Origin of the sequence: Paenilisteria newyorkensis (assembly GCF_000766145.1) — a bacterium.
In the GTDB taxonomy this organism is placed as follows: Bacteria; Bacillota; Bacilli; order Lactobacillales; family Listeriaceae; genus Listeria_A; species Listeria_A newyorkensis.
Genome location: NZ_JNFB01000012.1, coordinates 437,415 through 461,970 on the forward strand (window position 1 = coordinate 437,415; position 24,556 = coordinate 461,970).

Annotated in this window: 15 protein-coding genes; 13 read left to right on the plus strand and 2 right to left on the minus strand. The window is 44.3% G+C overall.

Going from position 1 to position 24,556, the window contains the following annotated elements; genetic code table 11:
* Nucleotides 1–17: 17 nt before the first annotated feature.
* From EP58_RS06735 to EP58_RS06760, 6 genes are all read left to right on the plus strand, one after another.
* A complete protein-coding gene (locus EP58_RS06735) occupies nucleotides 18–1,079 on the plus strand; it encodes a glycosyltransferase family 4 protein (protein ID WP_373862719.1) in 1,062 nt (353 codons plus the stop codon).
* Nucleotides 1,080–1,196: 117 nt separating this feature from the next.
* Nucleotides 1,197–2,105: a peptidase U32 family protein gene (locus EP58_RS06740; RefSeq protein WP_036091449.1), complete on the plus strand. Its 909-nt coding sequence runs from the start codon at nucleotides 1,197–1,199 to the stop codon at nucleotides 2,103–2,105.
* A 13-nt stretch (nucleotides 2,106–2,118) separates the two neighbouring features.
* Nucleotides 2,119–3,384 (plus strand): peptidase U32 family protein, encoded by a 1,266-nt coding sequence (locus tag EP58_RS06745; protein WP_036091451.1) that lies wholly within the window; start codon nucleotides 2,119–2,121, stop codon nucleotides 3,382–3,384.
* Between the two features lie 90 nt (nucleotides 3,385–3,474).
* Nucleotides 3,475–4,032: a LemA family protein gene (locus EP58_RS06750; protein ID WP_036091453.1), complete on the plus strand. Its 558-nt coding sequence runs from the start codon at nucleotides 3,475–3,477 to the stop codon at nucleotides 4,030–4,032.
* 23 nt (nucleotides 4,033–4,055) lie between these two features.
* Complete coding sequence (gene htpX, locus EP58_RS06755; RefSeq protein ID WP_036091455.1) at nucleotides 4,056–4,982, plus strand: zinc metalloprotease HtpX; 927 nt, start codon at nucleotides 4,056–4,058, stop codon at nucleotides 4,980–4,982.
* 453 nt (nucleotides 4,983–5,435) lie between these two features.
* Nucleotides 5,436–12,002 (plus strand): immunoglobulin-like domain-containing protein, encoded by a 6,567-nt coding sequence (locus tag EP58_RS06760; protein WP_036091457.1) that lies wholly within the window; start codon nucleotides 5,436–5,438, stop codon nucleotides 12,000–12,002.
* A gap of 99 nt (nucleotides 12,003–12,101) precedes the next feature.
* On the opposite strand, the gene EP58_RS06765 is transcribed toward EP58_RS06760, so the two are convergent.
* Complete coding sequence (locus EP58_RS06765; RefSeq protein ID WP_036091458.1) at nucleotides 12,102–13,943, minus strand: heavy metal translocating P-type ATPase; 1,842 nt, start codon at nucleotides 13,941–13,943, stop codon at nucleotides 12,102–12,104.
* A gap of 398 nt (nucleotides 13,944–14,341) precedes the next feature.
* Nucleotides 14,342–15,352: a LacI family DNA-binding transcriptional regulator gene (locus tag EP58_RS06770; protein ID WP_036091460.1), complete on the minus strand. Its 1,011-nt coding sequence runs from the start codon at nucleotides 15,350–15,352 to the stop codon at nucleotides 14,342–14,344.
* Between the two features lie 199 nt (nucleotides 15,353–15,551).
* Here EP58_RS06770 and EP58_RS06775 point away from each other — a divergent pair, with 199 nt between their 5' ends.
* The 7 genes from EP58_RS06775 to EP58_RS06805 are packed head-to-tail and all read left to right on the plus strand — an operon-like array spanning nucleotide 15,552 to nucleotide 24,524.
* The gene (locus tag EP58_RS06775; RefSeq protein WP_308738472.1) at nucleotides 15,552–16,511 is read left to right on the plus strand and encodes a sugar kinase; all 960 of its coding nucleotides are present in this window, start codon (nucleotides 15,552–15,554) and stop codon (nucleotides 16,509–16,511) included.
* A gap of 18 nt (nucleotides 16,512–16,529) precedes the next feature.
* Nucleotides 16,530–17,165 carry a bifunctional 4-hydroxy-2-oxoglutarate aldolase/2-dehydro-3-deoxy-phosphogluconate aldolase gene (locus EP58_RS06780; RefSeq protein ID WP_036091462.1) on the plus strand — a complete coding sequence of 212 codons (636 nt, stop codon included), beginning with the start codon at nucleotides 16,530–16,532 and terminating at the stop codon, nucleotides 17,163–17,165.
* Between the two features lie 22 nt (nucleotides 17,166–17,187).
* A complete protein-coding gene (locus EP58_RS06785; protein WP_036091464.1) occupies nucleotides 17,188–19,611 on the plus strand; it encodes a glycoside hydrolase family 31 protein in 2,424 nt (807 codons plus the stop codon).
* On the plus strand, nucleotides 19,608–21,014 hold the full coding sequence (gene uxaC / locus EP58_RS06790) for a glucuronate isomerase (protein ID WP_036091466.1): 1,407 nt from the start codon (nucleotides 19,608–19,610) through the stop codon (nucleotides 21,012–21,014). The genes EP58_RS06785 and uxaC overlap by 4 nt, the downstream gene beginning before the upstream one ends.
* Nucleotides 21,015–21,055: 41 nt before the next feature.
* Entirely contained in the window at nucleotides 21,056–22,135 is a 1,080-nt protein-coding gene (gene uxuA / locus EP58_RS06795) for a mannonate dehydratase (RefSeq protein ID WP_036091468.1), read from the plus strand.
* Nucleotide 22,136: 1 nt separating this feature from the next.
* On the plus strand, nucleotides 22,137–22,979 hold the full coding sequence (locus EP58_RS06800) for an SDR family oxidoreductase (protein ID WP_036091470.1): 843 nt from the start codon (nucleotides 22,137–22,139) through the stop codon (nucleotides 22,977–22,979).
* A 33-nt stretch (nucleotides 22,980–23,012) separates the two neighbouring features.
* Nucleotides 23,013–24,524 (plus strand): MFS transporter, encoded by a 1,512-nt coding sequence (locus EP58_RS06805; RefSeq protein WP_036091472.1) that lies wholly within the window; start codon nucleotides 23,013–23,015, stop codon nucleotides 24,522–24,524.
* The last annotated feature ends 32 nt before the right edge of the window (nucleotides 24,525–24,556 follow it).

The window sequence follows — 24,556 nt, forward strand, 5'->3', positions numbered from 1 at the left end:
AGGGAGCACGAGGAATTATGTGGACTGTTATTTTAATATGTTTTTTAGCCTCGCTGCTGTTAACCCCTGTGGTGAGACGCGTTGTACTTAAATTTGATATTACGGACAAACCGGATAAAAGAAGAATTAATGTCGTACCGATACCGAGCTTGGGTGGGGTGGCTATTTTCATCGCCTTTCTCATCGGGATGTTCTTGCTTCCAATCGATAAAACACTATTATGGCCGCTTATCATTGGGGCGAGCGTGATTGCGCTGACGGGTATTCTGGACGATATTTTGGAATTAAAAGCGCGGTACAAGTTGATTGGTCAGCTGCTCGCGGCGGGCATTATTGTTTTCTGGGGTGGCGTCAACATTACGTTTATTAATTTGCCGTTTGGTGGCGAGGTGTACTTCGGTTACCTGTCGATTCCACTGACGATTCTGTGGATTGTGGCGATTACGAACGCGATTAATTTGATTGACGGGCTGGACGGACTCGCGGCAGGTGTTTCGACGATTGCGCTCTTAACGATTATGGGCATGGCTTTCGTGATGGGCGATCCACTCGTTATCATGATTACGGCGGTGCTTGCAGCTTCGACGCTCGGCTTTCTACCATACAATTTCTACCCCGCCAAAATTTTCATGGGTGACACGGGCGCGCTGTTTTTAGGTTATATCATCGCGATTCTTTCGTTGATGGGCTTTAAAAATGTCACGTTTATCTCGCTGATTGTGCCGGTACTTATTCTAGGCGTGCCGATTTTCGATACGATTTTAGCGATTATTAGACGCATTGTGCACCGGACTCCGATTGCGATGGCGGATAAATCGCATTTGCATCACAGTTTGATGAAGCTTGGGTTTACGCATCGCCAAACCGTGATTCTAATCTATGCGATTTCGGCGTTATTCTCGCTATTTGCCCTTATTTTTACGATGTCGACATTCTGGGGATCGTTCCTGCTGATCTTGGTACTACTCGTGATTGTGGAGTTTTTCGTGGAAGTATTAGGACTTGTGAGCCAGAATTACCGACCGATGATGCGGCTTTTGCGGATTGAACGGATGGACCGTGAAGAGGAACAGGAATAGAGGACTTATCTCGCAGTTGGGATAGGTTCTTTTTTTGTGCTAAAAGAGGCTTGATGCGTTGCGCCATCTGTGTTACTCTATTCAAGTAGGTTTTAAAAATCAAAGGAGAGATAAAACATGAATATTATTGCCACGGCAGAGTCGGTTTTGCAAGCTGAATTGTTGTTGGGCGCGGGGGTAGACACGCTATACGTCGGAGGAAGTCGATTTGGACTGCGCATGCCGCAATCACTGACGCTCGCCGATATTAGTGAAATTACTAACAAAGCGCACGAAGCAGGGAAGAAGGTCTTAGTGGCCGTGAATGCGCTCATGCATAATGAGCATTTGAAGGATTTACTTGCTTATTTACGTGAAATAGCTAACATGAAAGTAGACGCCATAACTGTAGGGGATCCAGGTGTTGTTTTTATGTTGCACGAAATGGAACTTGATTTACCGTTTATCTATGACGCGCAGACGTTTGTGACGAGCGCGGAACAGGTGGATTTTTGGGTGAAACAGGGGGCAGTTGGGGCTGTCATGGCTCGTGAATTGACGCTGATTGAGCTGGAAGCAATTACGGCGAAGATGGCTGTGCCGATTGAGGTGCAGGTGTATGGCCCGACGTGTATTCACCAATCGAAGCGCAAACTCGTGACGAATTACCAGAACATTGTCGAGATAAAAGATGATACGTCGAAGGAACGCGGGCTTTATTTGCGTGAACCGAATGACGCGGATAGTCAGTTGCCGATTTATGAGGACGAGAATGGGACGCATATTTTTTCAACGGAGGATTTGTCGTTGATGCCTTATTTGGAGCGTGTGTATAACGCGGGCTTGCGGACTTGGAAGTTGGATGGTGTTTTATTGCCGGGCGAGGATTTTGTCGCGATTGTGACGTTATTCGTGCAGGCGAAAGAAGCGCTCGAGGCAGGCGATTTTGTTGCGGAGACATTTGTGAACCGTTTAGCAAAATTACAGCTGGAGACGCGGACGCTTGGAACAGGATTCTTTTTGAAACAGCCAGATGAGGTAAAATGAGGAGGGCATGACAATGACTGGAAGAAAAAATTTGAAAAAGCCGGAAGTTTTAGCGCCGGCGGGTAACTTGGAGAAATTGAAAATTGCGATTCGCTATGGTGCGGACGCTGTATATATTGGTGGACAGGCTTTCGGGCTTCGTTCGCGTGCTGGGAATTTTTCATATGAGGAGATGCAAGAAGGTGTGGCATTTGCGCATGCGCGTGACGCGAAAGTTTATGTAGCGGCGAATATGGTCGCGCATGATGGGGATACAGAAGGTGCCGGTGAGTTTTTCCGGACGTTGCGTGATATCGGGATTGATGCGGTCATCGTGTCGGATCCAGCGCTAATTAGTATTTGTTTTGCGGATGCGCCGGGACTTCCTGTGCATTTGTCGACGCAGGCTTCGGCGACGAACTACAAAACGCTTGAATTCTGGAAGCAGCAGGGCTTGGAGCGCGTGGTTTTGGCGCGTGAAGTGAGCATGAGCGAGATTCAGGAAATCGGCCAAAATACGGATGTCGAGATGGAAGCGTTCATTCATGGCGCGATGTGTATCTCGTATTCTGGACGCTGTACGCTATCGAATCATATGGCGAATCGGGACGCGAATCGTGGCGGCTGTGCGCAAAGTTGCCGCTGGAAATATGACCTTTTTGAAATCGATAATGGCGTGCCACGTAATTTGGTCGATGAGGATGAGGAGCCGTTTTCGATGAGCGCGGTTGATTTATCGATGATCCGCTTCATTCCCGATATGGTCGAAGCAGGCGTGGATAGTCTCAAAATTGAAGGTCGAATGAAGTCGATTCATTACGTTTCGACGGTGGCAAGCGTGTATCGCAAAGTCGTGGACGCGTATTGTGCTGATCCAGATAATTTCGTTTTCGATCCAGCTTGGGAAGCAGAACTTTGGAAAGTCGCACAACGCGAACTATCGACAGGTTTCTTCTATCAAGAGCCGACCGAAGACGAGCAACTATTCGGCAAAACACGCAAAATTCCACAATACGCGTTCGCAGCACAAGTATTAGACTACGACCCAGCTACGAAAATCGCAACACTACAACAACGAAACAATTTTGGCGTTGGCGAAGAAATTGAATTTTATGGCCCGGGAGAAGTAGGATTTAAACAAGTCGTGAAAGATCTCTGGAACGAACACGATGAGCCAATTGAACGCGCACCAAACGCGATGATGACGGTGAAAATGACTGTCGACCATCCCGTAGAAGAATTTTACTTCATGCGCAAGAAAAAAGAAGAACGCAAAGCTAAGAAACGCGTGAAAGCATAGCACATAAAATTATTTTTAGTGAGCCAATTCCAGCCAGCTGCCTTAAAACATGTTATAATGTAGCTAAACACGAAAAGGAGTTGTATAAACATGATAGGATGGATTATTGCTATTGCGGTCGTTGTTATACTTGTTCTGATTTATTTTGGAATGTATAACAGCCTTGTCAAATATCGCAACAGAGTAGAAGAAACGTGGGCGCAAATCGATGTGCAATTGAAACGTCGCTTTGATTTAATTCCGAATTTAATTGAAACGGTCAAAGGTTACGCGTCACACGAGAAAGAAACGCTTGCAAAAGTGGTGGAAGCTCGTAATATGATGACACAAGCCCCTGCAGACGGTCGTGGCGAACAAATGGAAGCAGATAACATGCTGACTGGCGCGCTGAAATCCGTTTTTGCTTTGGCAGAGTCGTACCCAGATTTAAAAGCGAATACATCATTTATCGAATTGCAACACGAACTAGCAACAACAGAAAACAAAGTGGCTTATTCACGCCAACTGTACAACACGACGGTCATGACCTATAACACAAAAATCGAATCGGTACCTTCTAATATTGTTGCTAAAATGGGCGGATTCACAAAACGTGATATGCTTGCAACACCAGAAGAAGAAAAAGTGGTTCCAAAAGTTCAATTCTAAAACACTGAAAGGAAGAATGCGCCATGTTATTTGAGCAAATAGCGGCTAATAAGCGTAAGACAGTGTTCATTGTTTTAGGATTCTTCATTTTTGTGATGTTGGTCGGATGTGCTATCGGGATTTTGGTTTATAATAATTATTTGAACGGTCTCATTATGGCGGCTGTGATTGGTGCTATTTATATCGCGATTATGATTTTTTCAAGTTCGAAGGTCGTTATGACGATGAACCGGGCGAAGGAAGTCACATCCAAAGATCAGGAACCAGTGCTTTGGGACACCGTGGAGAGTATGGCGATGGTTGCAGGAATTCCAATGCCAAAAGTATACATTGTAGAAGATCCAAGTCCGAATGCTTTCGCAACAGGAATCTCGCCTGAAAAAGGTGCGGTTGCTGTAACGCGAGGTTTGCTTGACAAGTTGGAACGCTACGAGCTAGAGGGCGTTATCGCGCATGAAGTCGCACATATTCGGAACTACGATATCCGCCTTTCTACGATTGCCATCGCGCTTGTCGCTGTCGTTGCGATTTTGTCCGATTTAGCGATGCGGATGCTCTTCTGGGGTAGCATTACTGGTGGCAACAACAATCGGAAAAGTAACGACAACAATGGTGGCGGCGGTGCCCAAGCGATTATCTACATCGTAGCCCTCGTTTTCGTTATTTTAGCTCCAATCATTGCAACGGCGATTCAGTTCGCGCTCAGCCGTAACCGTGAATATTTAGCGGATGCGACAGCGATCGAATTGACGCGGAACCCACAAGGCTTGGCCGACGCCCTACGCAAAATTGGTGGCGACACGACAAAAATGAAACAGCCGAGTGCAGCGTCCGAATCGATCTACTTCACAACGCCGTCAAAAGGTGAAAAGAAGAAGAAAGAGAAAGCCGGAATGTTTGACTCGCATCCGCCAATTGCAAGCAGAATTGAGCGTTTGGAACATATGTAACACAAAACTAGGAAACTTAGCGACTGTTAGTGAAAACTAGCTAGTCTGCGGATTCCTAGTTTTTTTATATGGATGCATGAATAAAAATACATATGATTGTATGTTGATGAACCGTCTTTTTCTGAAAAAACAGAGATGGCATTTTTGTGAACAGTTATTTTTCATGTAAAAAAAGTTGGATTTTTTGCTGACTATTGATGCGAGATGGCGATAAGATATAGTTAGGCGCAAAAAGCATAGGCATAATTAAAATACGACAAATGAGGTGTGTACAGATTGGTATTACTCTAAGCCGGATACGTGATGGATTACGTGGCAACGTAAAAAAATAGAGACAGAAGTGAAAATGTGCGGAAACTGTTTTTGTAAAATAATGGTGCAACACTTGTGCAATGAAAAAGAAATTATTTTAGTCAGAAGAAGGAGGAAATAACTGCTTATCATAGAGATTTTATGCATAAAGTAGTTGTGATTACAAACATGAAAATGAAAAAGAAAAAGAAATTTGGATTAAAAATTTTATCGGTGGCAATGGTTGCTTCCTTAATGGTACCAACTTCCATCGGGAATATCGCTGTTTTTGCGGAAACGGCTGAACCGGTGACAACTGAAAATACACTAAAAAGCGAGCCAACATTCGCACAGAAAAAGGAATTCCAAATCAAAAAAGGGACAGAAGATGCGGAAGTTAGTGCTTCAGCGGTGAACTTAACGAGTACTGGCCTAGACTTACACGGCGTTGTTAGCGGTGTACCTCAAGCGACGTATTTACGATTTTCTGATGTTACCTTACCGAGCGACGCAAAAATTTCGAACGCGTATCTTTCATTCACAACGCGTGATGCTTCGTCGGCAAGCCAGTCTACAACGATTAGCATAACGGGCGAGCGCGGCAGTCAAGCGGAATTTTCCAATACGGTTGCTTCGTTTACGAATCGAAACTTTACGGACGCTTCGGTGAGTATGGCGACCCCGGTCGTTGCGACGAATACGATTTTTAATACAGAGGACATTACTTCTGTGCTCAATGAAATGCGGGCTGATCAGACGGATATCCAAAACTATGTATTCAAAATAGCCGGTAACAATAAAGGTTCTTTTGTGATGCGTTCGTATGATTCAAGCGCAACCATGGCACCGAAATTGATCGTGGAGTATACGTCGCCATCTGCTGATTACAAAGCCAATATCGCGAACACAGCAGATGACGCAAAAGAGTATGGCGCGAACAAAACGATGGATCTGAACTCGGCGATGGAGATCGGTGGTTATTACTCTGCCACATTAACGCCGGCATATAGAAATATATCCGCTTTCCGATTCGCCAATGTCAACCTTCCAGAAAACGCAAAAATTGATGACGCCTATTTGGAATTCACGACATACGGTACAGTCGCCAATCGCGTTTCCAATATGTCTATCGCTTCAGAACTAGGCAATCCACTAGGCTATACAAGTGTCGCTGGAAACATTAGCTCGCGTCCTTACACAGCATCAACCGTGAAATATCAGCAAGCTAGTTTCACTGCAGCAAATCAAGTCATCCGAACGCCGAATCTCAAAAGTATCATTGACGAAACCCGCCTCATGGGATGGCAAAACGGCAATGCACTAGCTTTTCGCGTTGATGGTGACAACTATATCGGTAGCATCTATCAAGGTGGCTCAGCCGTAGCGTACCAACCGAAACTTGTTATTAAATACACATATAGTGAGCAGGATGCCGTTGCCGCTGATGTCGTAAAAAACCCGGCGAAAATGAAAAACCTCTTTATTAACGAAGTCGCAAGTGCGGGGACGGATGCCGAGAAAAACGGCTGGATCGAGATTTTCAACAATAATGATGTCCCCGTCTTTTTTGAAAATGGTGTTTTCCTATCAGACGACATAACGACTTTAGGGAAATCAGAGCTGAAAAACCTCTACATCCCCGCAAAAGGGTATCGTGTCGTGAAAGCAGATGGTACGCAAAACAATGCATCCGTTCATTTTACGTTAGGTGACCGCGCGACGAAGCTTTATTTATCAACAAAATACGATGATAGCTTCCACACGATGGACACGATGGATGTGCGGCCAATGAGTTTTAACGAAACAATGGGGCGTCTGAATGATGGCGATTCGAACGTGGTGACTTTTAAACCAGGGACCTATGAGAGTTCGAATAATGACGCAAACCAAATCGTGTCGGTTACAGCAAGTCAAAAAACGGGATTATACGCGAAACCTTTCGACTTAGCCTTTGCGAGCGATGCTGTTAATACAATCAAATACACGACAGATGGCTCCACGCCAAGTGAAACGAACGGAACAACGTACACAAAACCGTTCACCATTAACAAAAACACGACGGTTAAAGCCTTCGCGTACAATGCGAAACAAAATAGCGGCGTCCAAACCTTCACGTACGCCATTCGCGAAGATGCCGACAAAATCCCGCTAGCGACAAAAGAGTATAGCGTCAAAGCTGGGACGGATGACGCGGCAGTAGCTGCAACGACTGTCAATTTGACAAGTACTGCGCTTAATTTACACGGACTTCTAAACGCTGCACCTCAAGCGACATTTGTGCGTTTTGCTAACGTTGCGATTCCAGCCGATGCCGTGATTACAAAAGCGTATCTTACGTTCACGACACTGACAGCATCGAGCACACCAACGAATTTGGCAGTAGCTGGGGAAATTGGAAATGGTGATGCCTTCGCGTCCACCGTCGCTTCTTTTACCAACCGCAAACTGACAGAAACGACAGTGAAATCGGCTACACCAGACAAAGTAGCCGTCAATGATCTTGTAAACACGGGTGATTTGACAGCAGTTATTGATGAGATGCGTGCAGGAAACCCGGATATGAAAAACCTCGTATTTCGCGTTGACGGTGACAAAACTGGTTCCTACATCGCGCGTTCTTATGAGTCAAGCGCTGCAATGGCTCCGAAATTAGTTTTAGAATATTATTCAGGAGATGGTGATTTCGCTGGTCAAGTCGCGACAGCAAATGATGATGCCGAAGAATATGGAACCGCAAAAGCAATGAGTCTGAATGACAATCTAAGAATCGGCGGTTACTACTCGACAACGCTTACACCAGGTTACAAAGACATTTCGGCGTTTCGTTTCAACAACGTGACACTGCCAGAATCCGCAGAAATTGAAGACGCCTATTTAGAGTTCACCACCTATGCAACCAATGCCGCAAAAGTAAGCTCTAACATGGAAGTCCGCGCCGAACTAGGCAATCCGGAAATTTACAAAAGCACAGCAGGAAACATCACATCTCGCGCTTACAGTGAGTTAGCTGTAAAATACAATCAACCAGCGTTCACAGCAGGAAACCAAATCGTGCGCACCGCCAATCTAAAAGACATCATCGACGAAAATCGCCTAACCGGCTGGAAAAATGGGCAATCCATGGCATTCCGCATTGACGGTGACAACTATATCGGCAGCGTCTATCAAGGCGGAAACGCAAACGCAGCTAGACTCATCATCCAATACAAAAACAACGCCAAAGGTCCAAGCATCGACGGCGCACTCACAACACCAGACAAAATCAAAAACGTTTTCATCAACGAATTGTCATCCGAGGGAACAGCAAGCTCTAAAGAAGCGTGGATCGAGCTTTACAACGACAACGATGTCCCCGTCATTTTAGACAAAGGGATGTACTTGAGCGACAAAGCAAAAACACTCGACAAATTCGAATTTTCAAACCTAGTTATTCCGGCAAAAGGCTACCGCGTCCTGTATTCCGACAAAGCAACCGAGCTCGGAAACAATCATCTGAGCTTCGAAATCGGCGGTAGCGGCGACGTCATTTTATCCGCAAAAGTTGGTTCTGAATTCAAAACAGTGGATTCAATCAAATATACGAAACAAGCGTACAATCAATCATTCGGACGCCAGCCAGATGCGAGTAAAAATCTCACTTTATTCAGCTCTGACACGTTCGGCAAGTCAAACAACAACGGTCAAACCAACTACGCCGTGCAATTCAGTAAAAATCGCGGTATGTATGATACGGCTTTCGACTTAAAGATGACTTCCAAACCTGGCATTACACTAAAATACACGCTAGACGGTACTACACCAAGCGAAACAAAAGGTACCACATACACGGGTCCAATCACGATCGGCAAGACAACAGTCGTCAAAGTTTACGGCTACGATGCAACAGGAAACACAGGCGTACTTTCGAACACCTACGTTCTGCGTGATAACTATAAAAACGAAGTGACATCAGGATCCCAGTGGCAATACAAGACTAACATCACGAGCGATGATTACGCCCAAGCCATTGATGATTTCCCAGTCGTGTCTGTTACCGGCGACGCCACAAATCTGAATGGTTCTACTGATACAGCCGGCACATTCGAATATTTAGACTCCCACATGGGAAATGGCGGAACAAACTACTTCAACTTCGCCGGCTCTAAAAAATTCGGACAAGCGAGCGTATCTCAATTCAATTCTGGAGTCGCGATTAAATTCCACCGCGATTTTAACGGCAAAAAAGCCAAATACAACTTTTTCGATCCACTACCTGGCGAAGTATACCCAGTTGTAGGTAAGTTCAGCAAATTGCAGTTAAAGGAAGGACAAGACGGCCCGCAAAATGACGTTTACAATCTTGGCTACAATCGCTACGATGAAAAAGTAACCGGAACACTCGCGGAACAAATGGGCAAGATTTTCTTACACACCAACTACGTCCATTACTACTACAACGGCAAATACATGGGCGTCAAAACAATGCGTGAAAATTTCAGCCAAAACATGTTTGAAGAATACTTCGGCGGTGACGGTGATGATTACACGAAAATCCGCTTCCAAGATGGCTATTTTGTACCTGGTCACGTAGAAACCGGCGATGGAGATACCGCCATTTTGACAAAAGTAAAAGCAGTATCTGCCGCGAAAAGCTTCCAAGAATTCAAAAACTATGTGGATGTAGAAGATTTAATTAAGACGCAAATCCTCTTCATGTTCACTGATACCGAGCAAGAAGTAGATGCGGTCGTTTCCAATAGCGTGTTAACTGGAAACGGTGGTACGAAGATGAAATTCAATATCAATGACACAGATGGCGCGTTTTACAATAACGGCGGAACTGGCACGAGTTCTTCTTCCTTTACTGGTGGCGGAGGAACGTATCGCTACAAATGGGCAGACGGTAACTCAAGACGCGGCGCCGGCGTGCTATTCGGTAATTTTTCAGGAGATAGCAGTACCGTTGCAACAGCAGGAAACCTCGAATTCAAAACGCTCGTTAAAGACCAAGTTTTGAAACAAATCGGTCCAGCAAACGGTGATTTCGCGGGTGCATCCGGAGCTCCATTATCTGTCGCAAATGTGAGACAACTCATTCTAGATAACCAGAAACAACTCGACGCTGCGTACAAACTCGATGCTGCTTACATGGGCGCGCGAAGAACAATATACCAAGATTGGTTGGCAGCCCAAGTAAAAACGCAAGCGCAAGTCCCAGACCGCGTACGATACAACCTAGAAATGTGGACGAAATACGGCATGGCACATACACTACAAAGCGTCAATGTTGTATCAAGCGGGACAGGCGTTATTTTAGAAAATCCTAATGCCGGAACAGACGTATACTACACGACAGACGGCACCGATCCAATGGGAGCAGATGGCGTCGTATCAAGCCAAGCAACGAAATATATCGATGGAACAGTTCTTGATGCAAAAATAAAATTGACCATCCGCGCATTCAAAACAAACAACTGGGGTCCGATGATCGATAACGGTGCATTTGCAGAACAAGCACAAAAAGAGGACGCCGCGACAAAAGCAGTCCAAGCCTTATTCACCAATGACGACGTTACATCTGGAAGCATCAAAAAAGAAACAAACCAAAAAGCGATAGATGTAGCCCAAAAAGCAGTAGATGCGGTCGCTGATGTAGCAACAAGAGCTGTTTTACAAAACGATCTAAACACAGCCAAAGAACTACTCGCCAACCGAGGTAAAACATCCGGAACCATCACAGCAAACGACTTTATCATAGGGACAGACAGCTACGTCAAAGGAACCTACACTGGCGACGTCGCAAAAATCGCCCTTGAAATCAATGGTACACTACAACAAATCATCAACGCAACCGGCTCCCCGTACCAATATTACGCCAAAGGTAAAATCAACGCGGTGACCGACCAAGTCAACATGATTGGCTACGATAAAGACGGCAATGAGCTTCAAAAAACGAAAGTAAACGTCCAGAAACCAACAGTCGGACAACTCACATTAAACCCGTTCTACCTTGGCAAAGACAACTATGTGACCGGACAATTTTCATGCGATGTAGCGAAAATCAGTTTAACCGTCAATGATGTCGAAGGTACGAAAATCATCGTGAGTGCGCCAGACTTCAAGTACTACGCAAACAACGTCATTCGCAACGTAAGCGATATAGTTAAACTGACCGCTTACGATAATGTCGGCAAAGTCCTTGATACGAAAGCAGTGACCGTTTTAAATGGTATCAGTTTACCAGGTAGTATTACGACTATCGCGCCATTCAAAATCGGCAAAGATAGTTATGTCACTGGAACATTCACTGGCGATGTCGTGAAAGTCGAGCTACAGATTAACAAAGTAGCCTTACAACGTATTAACGTAACAGACGGCACCATCAAATACTACGCCAAAACAAACATCACAAAAACGACCGATATCATCGAACTAGTCGGCTATAACACAGCTGGTAATATCGTTAGCACAAAAATAGTACCAGTAACATCGGCAAACGGTAACGTGACGGTCAATCCGTTCTTGCTGGGAACGGACGGTTATGTTAAAGGCCAGTTTACCGGTGATGTGGCACGCATTAGCTTAACGGTAAATAACGTCAAGCAAACAACAATCAACGTCCCGACAACAGGACCAGACTTCCAATATTACGCGAAGACACTGATTAAAAATCGTGCAGACATCGTTTCACTGACAGCCTATGACTCACTGGGCGGCGAAATCCAAACAGTAAGCGTACCAATTTTATAAGCAAATATACGCGTAGTATCACTCCGAGCAGTACAGAAAAAACAGGATTCCACAACATGAAAATGTGCGGAGTCCTGTTTTTATTTTGGAAAAATGGTATTAGACTTTCAATCGTAGCATTCTCAACCCATTCAAAATAACTAAAATCGTGCTTCCTTCGTGCCCAATGACGCCAAATGGCAAGTTAATGACTTGGAGGAAATTGGACAATATGAGCAGTAGAATAACGCCTATCGAGAAAATAATATTTTGCCATACAATACGGTGTAATTTCTTTGAAAGTTTCACTGCAAAAGCAAGTTTGGATAGGTCATTTTTCATTAAAATAACATCGGCTGTTTCAATCGCAATATCGGTGCCTTCTCCCATTGCGATACCAACATCAGCATTGGCAAGGGCTGGCGCGTCATTAATACCATCACCGATCATAGCGATAGCGCCGTATTTTTTTTGAAGGGCAAGTAAATGGGTGACCTTGTTTTCAGGAAGGCACTCGGCGATGACGCTGCCAATTCCGATTTCTTTGCCTATTGTATCTGCGGTATGCTGGGAGTCGCCGGTAATCATGATCGTTTTAATGGCCATAGAATGAAGCGATGCAATGCCGTTTTGTGCTTCTTTTTGAACCGTGTCTTTTAACGCCAGCACACCAACGACCTGGGAGTCACAGGAAACGAAGACGAGTGTTTTTCCTTGGGAGGTGAGTCTTTTATTCGATTGATTGACGTAGCGCATCGCCTCTTCTTTGCCTACAAAATCTGCCTTGCCGATCCGCCATTCTTGATTCGAAATGATCGATTTCACGCCCCAACCAGGTACATCAGTGACGGTGACATGAGGTAAAATTTCCGCATCTAACGCGTGAAGAATGCTTTGTGCAAGCGGGTGTGTGGACTGACTTTCGATTGTCGCAATGATGTCTGGTGAAACATGAGCCTCCAAATGGATATCCGTTACTTCTGGTTTTCCTCGGGTTAAAGTTCCCGTTTTATCAAAAGCGATGGCTGGTATTTGGTATAAATTCTCTAAATAAGCGCCACCTTTGAATAAAATACCGTGACGTGCGCCGTTAGAAATAGCTGCGAGGGTGGCGGGTGTGACGGAAGCTACGAGGGCACACGGCGAGGCGACAACAAGTAGTACCATCGCGCGATAAAAGCTCTCTGTCCAATCCCAGCCGAACGCGAAATGAGGTAGAAAGAGCATGAGTAGAACCACTAGCAAAACAATTTTGACATAGGTGTCTTCCAAGCGCTCAATAAAACTCGCCGTAGTAGAAGGTGTTTCTTGTGCTTGCTGAACAAGTTGAATGATTCTGCTAAACAAGGTGTTTTCAGACGTTTGAGTCACTTCTACTGTTAAAGCGCCACTCAAGTTAATCGTTCCTGCAAATACGTGATCCTCGGCTTTTTTCTCCACTGGAATAGGTTCACCTGAAATAGTAGCTTCGTCAAGCGTGGATCTCCCTTGTAAAATGATGCCGTCAATTGGAACCGTCTCGCCTGGTCGAACGAGAATATAGTCTCCCAAAGCAAGATTTTCAACCGGAACTTTCGTTGTTGTATTGTCTTTTTTGAGTAGGGAGGCTGTGACCGGTTGCATTTGGAGCAGATTGGAAATTTCACGTTTACTCTTGTTCATCGTGTACGTTTCTAAAGCACCGCTCAGTGAAAAAATAAAGATTAAAATGGCGCCTTCCAGCCAGTAACCAATAATCGAAGCACCGATAGCGGCAATAATCATAAGCAATTCTACATTTAATTTCTTCGTGCGAATCGTACTGGTAATGCCCTCTTTTGCCTTTGCAAAACCGCCGATAATGAAAGCGGAAAGGAAAATGTAAGGTGTGCCCGCCGTTTCAGGAATCATCCATCCAGCAAGAATCAAGAGTCCACTCAGAATAGCCGCGATTAATTCGATATTACGCTTTAAAAATAGCATGTTAGTTCACTCCTCTCCATTGATAATTATTATCATTAACCTTAAAAACACGAAAATCTGCCCTCATAGACTGAGAACAGATGATATTATTGCGTATTTATTACTTAAAGTATAGCCTGAAATTAGAAATAAAGCAACTTAAATGATAAAATAACAATCTAATTGAGAATGATAATTGATGTCAATATCTATGTGGACATAAAAAAACGACCAGCTAGGGGAGGCTGGTCGAAAAAAGGAGTTTGTTAAGGGACACCACAATTAGAAAAAGGGGGGGGAAAACTAATTGCTGTCCTTGCTTTACATTCTCTATATTAAAGCATGTGCATGAAAATCCCACATCATTTCAATGAAAGTTTGATTAGAATTCAGACTGGATAGCCCATTTATAAAGCACGCTATAAAGAAGAGTCTCGTTTCTTCAATTCGGGTGCAAAGCGATAAATCTGAGGAGCCTCCTTGTTTTTATGCTGCAAGCGGTTCAAAATAAGCGCCGCCACTTTGAGCCCCATTTTTTCTGTGGGTTGCGCAATCGTTGTTAAACTAGGCTGGTAAATATCGGCATAGGAAACGTCGTCAATGCCAATGACCGCCACGTCCGAGGGGATTGTTAGTTCCTGCACTTTTAAAAACTGCAAAACCTCACGTAAAACAAGATCATTCCCTGCAATCAGTGCATTTGGTTTATCTGCTAGCTGGAACATGTTTGTTAAGCCAGCTTGTAAGGTATGTAGTTCAGCTGAGCAGATAAAGTCTGGATTGAAAGGAATCTCACAAGCCATTAAAGCAGTCTTATAGCCCTCGATACGTTCAATCCGAGGAGAAATCGCAGACTGTGTTGGCAAGGTTAACATGGCAATTTTGGTGTGGCCACTGGCAGCAAGTGTTGAAACAGCTAGGGATGCGGCCATTTGATTATCCAGTAGAATCGTATCGACAGAAAGCCCAGCGACAATCCGATCAATGAATACGACGGGTATTTCTTCTTCCAGTATTTGTTGGTAGATGGCTGCATTCGTTTCAGTCGGAAAAATGATGAGCCCGTCTACCTTGCGAGAAAGCAAGGCGCGAATGTGATGTTCTTCTTTTTTAGGATTATCATCGGCATTGCAAATAATGACGTTTATATCCTGTTCCTCCAACGAATTCTCGATAATTCGAATCATTTCTGTTGAGAAGGCATGACGAATATTCGCGACGACAATCCCGACAATGGTCGTTTTTTTATTTTTTAAATTGCGGGCAGATTCATTGGGATGGAAATTGAGTTCGTGAATGATTTGTTCGATATTTTCGCGCGTGCTTTGACTCATATATTCGTAGCGCTTATTTAAGTATTGCGAGACGGTGCTTTTGGAAACGCCAGCTTTTTTCGCCACATCGCCAATCGTTATGCTCTTTTTTTTCATAGCATCTACTCCTCTCTTCCTAAAGTCCACTACCCATTAGTATACTTTGTTTTTCCGTAAAGTGCCATTGAACTGCTGTTTGTTTTTAGAATGTGATGGCTGTGAAAAAATGAAAAATATTTACTATTTGTGTTGCATTGCTAAATAAAATCTGGTAAAATCACTTCATAAACCGGTTTAGTAATGATGAAAAAAGTGGGTGTTTGTTATTTTAGATGTTATCACGTTAGGGGATGCGTTGATTTCGATGTATCCGATGAAGGAAGGAGCGTTACGTCTTTGTCCTCAATTTGAAAGAAAAGCTGGCGGTGCGGAGTTGAATTTCGCTATCGGTTGCGCTCGTTTAGGCGTGAAACCAGGCTGGATTAGTAAGCTAGGCAAGGATGATTTTGGTCGCTATATCCTTTCGTTTGCTAGAGGAGAAGGGGTGGATGTGACGCATGTCGAGCTTGTGGATGGTTATGCGACGTCCGTTTATTTTCGCGAAGTGCTCTCTGATGGTTCAAGTAAATCGTTCTACTATCGACAAAACTCGCCGACAGAAGTGTTGACGGAGGCTGATTTTGAAAGCGCTTATTTTGATGGAGCCAAGGTTTTGCATATCACAGGGGTTTTTCCATCGATTCATCGGCATAATCAAGACATGGTCCGATATGCAGTGAAACTCGCGAAAAAACACGGTTTGCTCATTTCATTCGATCCAAATATTCGTTTGAAAATGTGGACGATGGAAGAAGCCAAGGCATTTATTACAACGATTTTGCCGGATGTGGATATTTTATTAACGGGTGAAGAAGAGGCGGAGATGCTACTTGGCAAGATGGCAGTGCACGATTATATTGCCGCATTTCATCAGTATGGCGTGAAGCAAGTCGTCATCAAAAGAGGAGCAGAGGGCGCGATTGGTTCGGATCAGCAAGCGATTTTTGATGTACCAGCCGTCAAGCCAAGAGCGGTAGTCGATACGGTTGGCGCTGGAGACGGATTTGATGCTGGATTTATTTCGTCTTTGCTAAAAGGTCAGTCTTTTGAACAGGCGCTAAATGTTGCCAATGCTGTGGGTTCCATCGTCGTGAGTGTGAAAGGCGATAACGAAGGCCTGCCGTATTATGAGGAAGTACAAGCTGTTTTAGGTGAGTTAGAATTGGTAGATCGCTAAAGCATAGGGGGAAAAAGCATGTTAGATGTACAGGAGCGTTTAGTACGTGAGAAAATTGTCGTCGTTGTGAGGACGGATAGTTTTGAAGAGGCGCAGCAGATTAGTGAGACGATGATTGAGGTTGGAATTAAAATGATTGAAGTCACGATGACGGTACCGGAAGCACCGGCACTGATCGGTTTACTGAAAGAGAAATACCAAGCGGATGTGCTCGTGGGTGCTGGGACGATTGCTACGAAAGAGGAAGCGACAGCCTGTTTTAATAATAAGGCAGATTTTCTTGTCTCGCCGTACTTGATTGACGAAGTGGCAGAAGCAGGGCAAGCGCTCGGGATTCCTGTTTTTTCAGGGGCGATGTCGATGAAGGAAGTGGCGGCTACGCAAAAATATCAAAACAGTTTAGTGAAGATATTCCCGGCTAACATTGTTGGGGCACCATTTTTGAAAGCGGTTAAATCGGTTATTCCTTCTGTGCAGTTGATGCCAACAGGTGGTGTGAATGAAAAAAATATACTGGATTGGTTTGAAGCTGGGGCGGATTGCGTGGGTATTGGCAGTGATTTAGTACGGATTTACCGAAAAGATGGCGTCACCGGTTTGAAAGCATATGGCCAGCAGTTGCAAGAAATTTTAGCTAGCGCCGTGCATGACTAAGTGAAAGAAGGATGTGAATAATTTGTCTATAAAAAATAGTTATTTATTTCAGTTAACAGAAGAGCAGGATAATTGTCTCGTTTTTAAGTTAGACGAAGATAATATGTATGCGCGTGTCTATATTTTGGAAGAGGATATCGTGCGGGTGTTTATGACGGAAGGCGAGCAACCGAAAGTAGATAAAACATGGCTCGTGGCACCGGGATTAGAGGATGTTCCATTTGCGGGCCGAGATCGCTTCGATGTGAGCTTATTTTCTTTACCAGCGTATAAAACGGAGCAAGATGCGGGAAGTTTTTCTATTGAAACGGCGAAGCTAAAAGTAGTGATTTGTTTGGACGGCTTTCAGATGACTTGGTACGCGCGTGAGGAGCAGAATGGCGAGTATAAACAATTTGCCGAAGATCGGGCGACACAGGCTTATAATTTTGATGGTTCGCTGGGTGAAGGGGTGTATCATTATTTGGCAAGAAATCGCCAGGAGCAATATTACGGTTTAGGAGAAAAAAGTGGGGAGATGGATCGGCACGGAAAGCGTTACCGGATGCATAGTTTAGATCCAATGGGCTATGATGCGGAAACGACAGACCCTCTCTACAAGCATATCCCGTATTATTTGACGTATCAGCCGGAGACCAAGATTTCTTTTGGGATTTTCTATGACAATATGTCGCAATCGGTGTTTGATATGGGAAATGAAATGGATAATTATCATGGCTTGTATCGCTATTACCAGGCGGTTGACGGTGATTTAGATTATTATATTATCCTTGGTCCTGAGATGAAACAAGTCGTGGAAAAATTTTCATGGCTAACAGGTCAAACGATTTTTGCGCCAAGATGGAGTCTCGGTTATTCGGGCTCAACGATGTCATATACGGATGCACCAGATGCGCAGGTACAGTTACATAAGTTTCTTGCGTTATGCGAAGAACATGATATTATTTGCGAATCGTTCCAGCTCTCATCGGGTTACACGTCGATTGAGGATAAGCGCTATGTGTTCCACTGGAATAAAGAGAAATTCCCGGACCCAGAACAGCTTTTTCAAACGTTTCATGACAAAGGAGTTCGGCTCTGTGCCAACATCAAACCATGTTTGTTAACGGATCATCCGATGTATCAAACGCTTGCTGATGCGAACATGTTTATTCAAAATTCAGCAGGGACGCAAGAGGAGAAGGCTCAATTTTGGGATGAAACTGGCGCCTATTTAGACTTTACGAATGAAAAAACGATTGCGTGGTGGAAAGAGCAAGTCACAGAGCAACTTTTGAAGTTAAATATTGATTCTACGTGGAACGATAATAATGAGTTCGAGATTTGGACGAGGGATGCGAAATGTAACGGTTTTGGAACGGAAATTGATTTTGAAAAATTGCGTGCGATTCAGCCGTTGTTGATGATGAAGGCATCCTATGAAGCGCAGAAAGAGTACGCGCCCGATTTGCGTCCGTACCTCATTTCTCGTTCGGGTTGTCCTGGTATGCAGCGCTATGTGCAGACGTGGTCCGGGGATAATTATACCGAATGGAAAGCGCTTAAATATAATATCAAAATGGGATTGGGCTTGAGTTTATCCGGTATTTATAATATTGGGCATGATGTTGGCGGCTTTGCTGGTCCTGCGCCGGAACCCGAATTATTCGTTCGTTGGGTGCAAAATGGGATCTTCCATCCGCGTTTCACAATCCATTCTTGGAATTCGGATCAGACGGTGAATGTGCCGTGGATGTATCCGGAAGTCGCGGAAGATATTAAAAATCTGATCAAGTTTCGCTACCAGTTGACGCCGTATTTATACAATGCGCTTTATGAAGCACACGCGTATTATCGCCCGATTATCCGTCCGGTATTTTATGAGTTTAGCGGGGATGACAAGGTTTTTGAGCCAAGTGATGATTTTCTATTAGGTGACGCGATGCTCGTTGCTTCTGTCGTCGAAAAAGGGGCGACAACGAGACAGGTCTATCTACCGGAGTATGCAGACGGTTGGTATGACTATCATGCGGAAACATGGCATGAAGGCGGTAAAATCGTTCTGTTGCCAGCGCCTTTTGACAAGCCACCACTGCTCGTAAAAGCGGGCAGTATGATTCCAATCAATGATGACGCTGCAACATTTGCGACAAGGAAAGAAACGAGAGGAATCAAGCTATTTCCACACGCGGCCGAGGGTCATAGTGAGTATACGCTGTTCGAAGACGATGGTGTTTCTGTGCTCAAACCTACAAACAACGCGAAAATCCATTTGAAGATGACGGTTGCGAAATCGCAAATCGATGTACGTGTGACGAAAACAGGCGGCTACCAACTACCATATGAGCAAATTTCCTTCTACTTACCGGCGAATGAGAAAAGAAAACTCGTTGTTAATGGGCAAGAACTAGCGTTAGAAGACGATCGTTTTTGCATACGTGTATCCGATTGTGAGGATGGAAAATGATGCATTTTATGGATGAAGATTTTTTATTAGATTCAGATAGCGCGAAAATTTTATATCATGATTACGCGAAAAAGATGCCGATTTATGATTATCACTGTCATCTGAGCCCGAAAGAAATTGCGGAAAATAAGGCTTTTGATACGATTACTCAAATTTGGTTGGCGGGTGATCATTACAAGTGGCGAGCGATGCGCAGTTTTGGCGTTGACGAACGATTGATTACAGGGGATGCGAGCGATAAGGAAAAATTCCGAGCTTGGATTGAAACCTTGCCGTATACGATAGGAAATCCGCTGTATCACTGGTCGCATATGGAATTGAAGCGCTATTTTAATTTTGACGGTGTGGTTCAGGCGGCGGATTGGGAGCAGTTGTGGGAGCATTGTCAAGCGCAATTACAGTCCGATGAGCTTCGCCCGCAAAGCATTATTCAGCGCAGCCAAGTGAAGGTGATCTGCACGACGGATGATCCAGTCGATTCGCTTATCTATCACAAGCAAATAGCGGCCGATCAAGCTATTGAAGCAAAAGTACTGCCAACTTTCCGTCCAGACAGGGCTTTGGAAATGAACAAACCGACATTTCTAATGTTCGTGGAAGAGCTTGGCGCGGTATCAAACAAGAAGATTACGCAATTCCAAGATTTTTTAGAAGCACTGGAAAAACGTATCGACTATTTTCATGAAGCAGGATGTCGCGTGGCGGATCACGGCTTTGAGTTTCTTTTTTATGAAGCTGTCACATTGGCTGAGGCGAGTGCGTTGTTTGCAAAAGCTTGTGATGGAGACAGGTTAAACCTCACGGAAGAAAAGCAATACAAGACGTTCTTGCTACAATTTTTGGCGGCGCATTATAGCAGGTTAGGCTGGGTGATGCAATGGCATATCGGCGCGATTCGCAATAACAACACGAAACGATTTGACGCATTAGGGCCAGATAGTGGATTTGATTCCATCAATGATTTCCAGCTTGCAAAACCGCTAAATCAGCTTTTAAATAGCTTGGAAATGCAGGATTGCTTGCCAAAAACGATTATCTACACGTTAAATCCTACGCACAACGATTTAATTGCGAGCACCATCGGGAACTTCCAAGCGAGCGGGCAAAAGGGCAAGATACAGTTCGGCTCTGGCTGGTGGTATAACGATAAAAAAACAGGCATGATTCAGCAGATGACAGCGCTAGCCGAAGCCGGTCTCATCAGTACATTTGTCGGGATGTTGACGGATTCGCGCAGTTTCTTATCCTATACACGACACGAGTATTTCCGGCGCATTCTCTGCCAACTCATTGGCGGCTGGATCGAAGCAGGTGAGTTACCAAGAGATTACGCGTTTATCGGCCAAATCGTGCAGGATATCTCATTTTATAACGCAAAAAATTATTTTCAGATAGCACTGTAACGGTGATGTCATTTAAAAGAGAACGGGAGTGAAGTAACAAGATGGAAATGTCATTTCGATGGTATGGAGACAGTGATCCGATTTCACTAGATTATATTCGACAAATTCCAGGCATGAAAGGAATTGTTTCTGCGATTTACGATGTGCCAGTTGGTGAAGTTTGGCCCGTCGAAAAAATTCAAGCATTAGTAGATAAAATAACAAAGAAAGGCCTCGTGTTGTCGGTCATTGAAAGCGTGCCAGTACACGAGCACATTAAACTAGGCCTGCCAACAAGAGAGCGCTATATTGAAAACTACCAACAAACGATTCGCAATCTGGCAAGCTGCGGTATTCAAACGATTTGCTACAATTTTATGCCAGTTTTTGACTGGACAAGATCTTCCTTAGAGCACCCATTGCCAGATGGATCGACATGTCTTAGCTATGAAAAAGCAATCGTCGAAAAAATGGATCCGCTGCAAGGCGAGCTTAGTTTACCAGGTTGGGACGAAAGCTATCAGAAAGAAGATTTGGAAATACTATTCGATCATTACCGTTCCGTCGACGAGGAGCAGCTTTGGGAAAACCTCGCTTATTTTATCAAGAAAATCATTCCTGTCGCGGAAGAGGAAGATGTCAAAATGGCGATTCATCCGGACGATCCACCGTGGTCGATTTTTGGATTGCCTCGCATTATCACGAATAAAGAAAACCTCACGCGCTTCCTAAATATCGTGGATAGCGATCACAACGGGCTTTGTTTTTGCACAGGTTCTCTCGGAGCGAGTCCGACAAACGACTTACCCGAAATGATTCGCTATTTTGGGGAGAAGCAGAGAATTCATTTTATGCACGCCCGTAATATTAAGCGAACCGGTGATCAAGATTTTCATGAATCTGCGCACATGTCTGCTTACGGATCGATTGATATGTACGAAATTATGAAGGCCCTGTCCGATGTTGACTTTAAAGGCCCGATTCGCCCAGACCACGGCAGAATGATTTGGGGCGAGACCGGAAAACCAGGTTACGGCCTATACGATCGCGCACTCGGAGCTGTATATCTCGGTGGTTTATGGGAAGCCGTGCAAAAAACAAAAGCGTTAGATTCCAAAATTTCAACATACATGGAGGCATAAAATGAGCCAAGCAAATGTAAAAAATAAAGTAGTCGTCATCACTGGCGGATCAGGAGTTCTAGGCGCTTCTTTTTCAAAACGAATGGCAACGCGCGGTGCAAAAGTAGTGATTCTCTGTCGCGATTTGGCAAAAGCAGACACGCTGGCAAAAGAAATCCAAACAGATGGCGGACAAGTCCTATGTTTAGCAGCCGACGTACTTGACCGATCGAGCTTGGAAACAGCGCACAAGCAAGTGTTGGAGACATTCGGGCCATGCGATATTTTAATTAACGGGGCAGGCGGCAATCATCCAGACGGCACGACCTCGAAAGAATATTTTGCCGAAGAAGATGTGCATGATACTACGCTAAAAACGTTTTTTGACTTGACGGAAGCGGGCGTGGAGTCGGTTTTTCACCTGAATTATATGGGGACATTGTTGCCGACACAAGTTTTTGCCAAGGACATGGTTGGGAGGTCCGGTTGTTCCATCATCAACATTTCTTCCATGAACGCCGACACACCGCTAACGAAAATTCCTGCTTACAGTGGCGCCAAAGCAGCAATCAGTAACTTCACAAAATGGCTAGCGGTTCACATGTCAAAAGTCGGTATTCGCGTCAATGCAATTGCTCCAGGCTTCTTCCTAACCTCGCAAAATGAAAAAATGCTCATCGCTGAGGACGGTCAATTAACAGATCGCGCGGAAAAAATCGTAACCCATACACCGCTGGGACGCTTTGGTGAACCAGAGGAGTTATTAGGGACGCTTGAGTTTTTAACGAACGAGGAAGCATCTGGCTTTATAACGGGCATTGTTATTCCAGTTGATGGCGGATTTTCAGCATATTCCGGTGTTTAATGGACACATCAAAACAAAAGGGGAGTTATGAACATGATAAGTAAAACAGCAAATCCAAAAATAGGTTTTAAGACCGTATTATCCTACGGTGCGGGCGATGTATTTGGTGGCGGAGCGTTTGCTATCGCCGGTTTATGGTTAATCTTTTTTTATACGAATATTGCGGGACTGACACCTGTACAAGCGACGTCTATTGTTGCCATTGGTCGTTTTGTCGATGCGTTCTTTGATCCATTGATGGGCTATGTGACAGATAATTTTTATAAAACTAAATTAGGAAAACGGTTCGGTAGAAGGGGATTTTTCTTCCTTATTGGTATGCCGCTATCCTTGAGTTACGCCCTCATGTGGACGGTTGGATTCGGTGGTTATTGGTACTATTTACTTACTTACGTGATGTTCGGCTTTGTATTTTCACTCATAACAGTTCCATATGAGACGTTGCCAGCTGAAATGACGAGAGATTTTAATACGCGCTCCAAATTAACAACAGTTCGCTTACTATTTTCACAAGGGGCGACTTTCCTTGCTTCCTGGTTGCCGGGCGTGTTAATCCAAATTTATGGGGAAGATTCTCCTACGTCCTTCCTATTGATGGGGATCTGCTTTTCGATTATTTACGCGATTATTATGTTTTGCCTCTACAAATTCACTTGGGAACAGCCTGTTGTAGCGAGTGAGCAGGAGCAGGATTCCTTTAAAAATGACATGAGATACCTGTTTAAAGAACTGATTTCCACGTTTAAAGTGAAAACATTCCGGCTGCACGTCCTTATGTATACGGGTGCCTTTCTCGCGCAGGATATATTTGGCGCCACGTTTGCATTTTTCATTGCGTTTGCGATTGGCCAAGATGCGGTATTAGCGTCTAAACTTTTGAGCACGATGGCTGTCGTTCAAATTATATTTGTACCAATTTTCGCGTGGTTCTGTATTAAATTCGGAAATGGCGCTGCGTACAGGATTGCTTTAACAGCGGTTATTGGCGGGATATTGGGATTCATTGCGATTTACTATTTTGTTGTCGCTCAAGTTTTGCTCATGCTCTATTTGGTATCGATTCTGATGGGGATTGGCCGAAGCGGGACTTTCTATGTACCTTGGAATATTTATAGTTTCGTGGCGGATGTCGATCAAATGCTGACAGGTAAAAGACGAGAAGGTATATTTGCAGGGATGATGACATTTACGCGGAAGTTCGTGCAATCTGTAGCCATTCTTTTAGTCGGCGCATTTTTAGAAAGCTTTGGTTTTATTTCTAAGCAAACGGTGCAATCGAGTAGCGCGATTATGGGGATTATCATTGTGTTTGGTATTGGGACGATTGTCTTCGCGCTATTTGGCCTCTATATATCGAGTAAGTTTAAATTAACGAGAGCGAATCACAAAGTCCTGTTAAATGAAATTGAGCGTTTGCAAGAAGGTGGTTCGATGGAGACGGTCGATCCGCATACGAGAGAAGTCGTGGAAGAGTTGACAGGATGGGAGTACGAGAACAACTGGGGGAATAATAGGATTGTTCCTGTTAGAGAGAAAACGGTTTAAATGTAGAAGTCAAAAAAATAATCCTCGTCTAT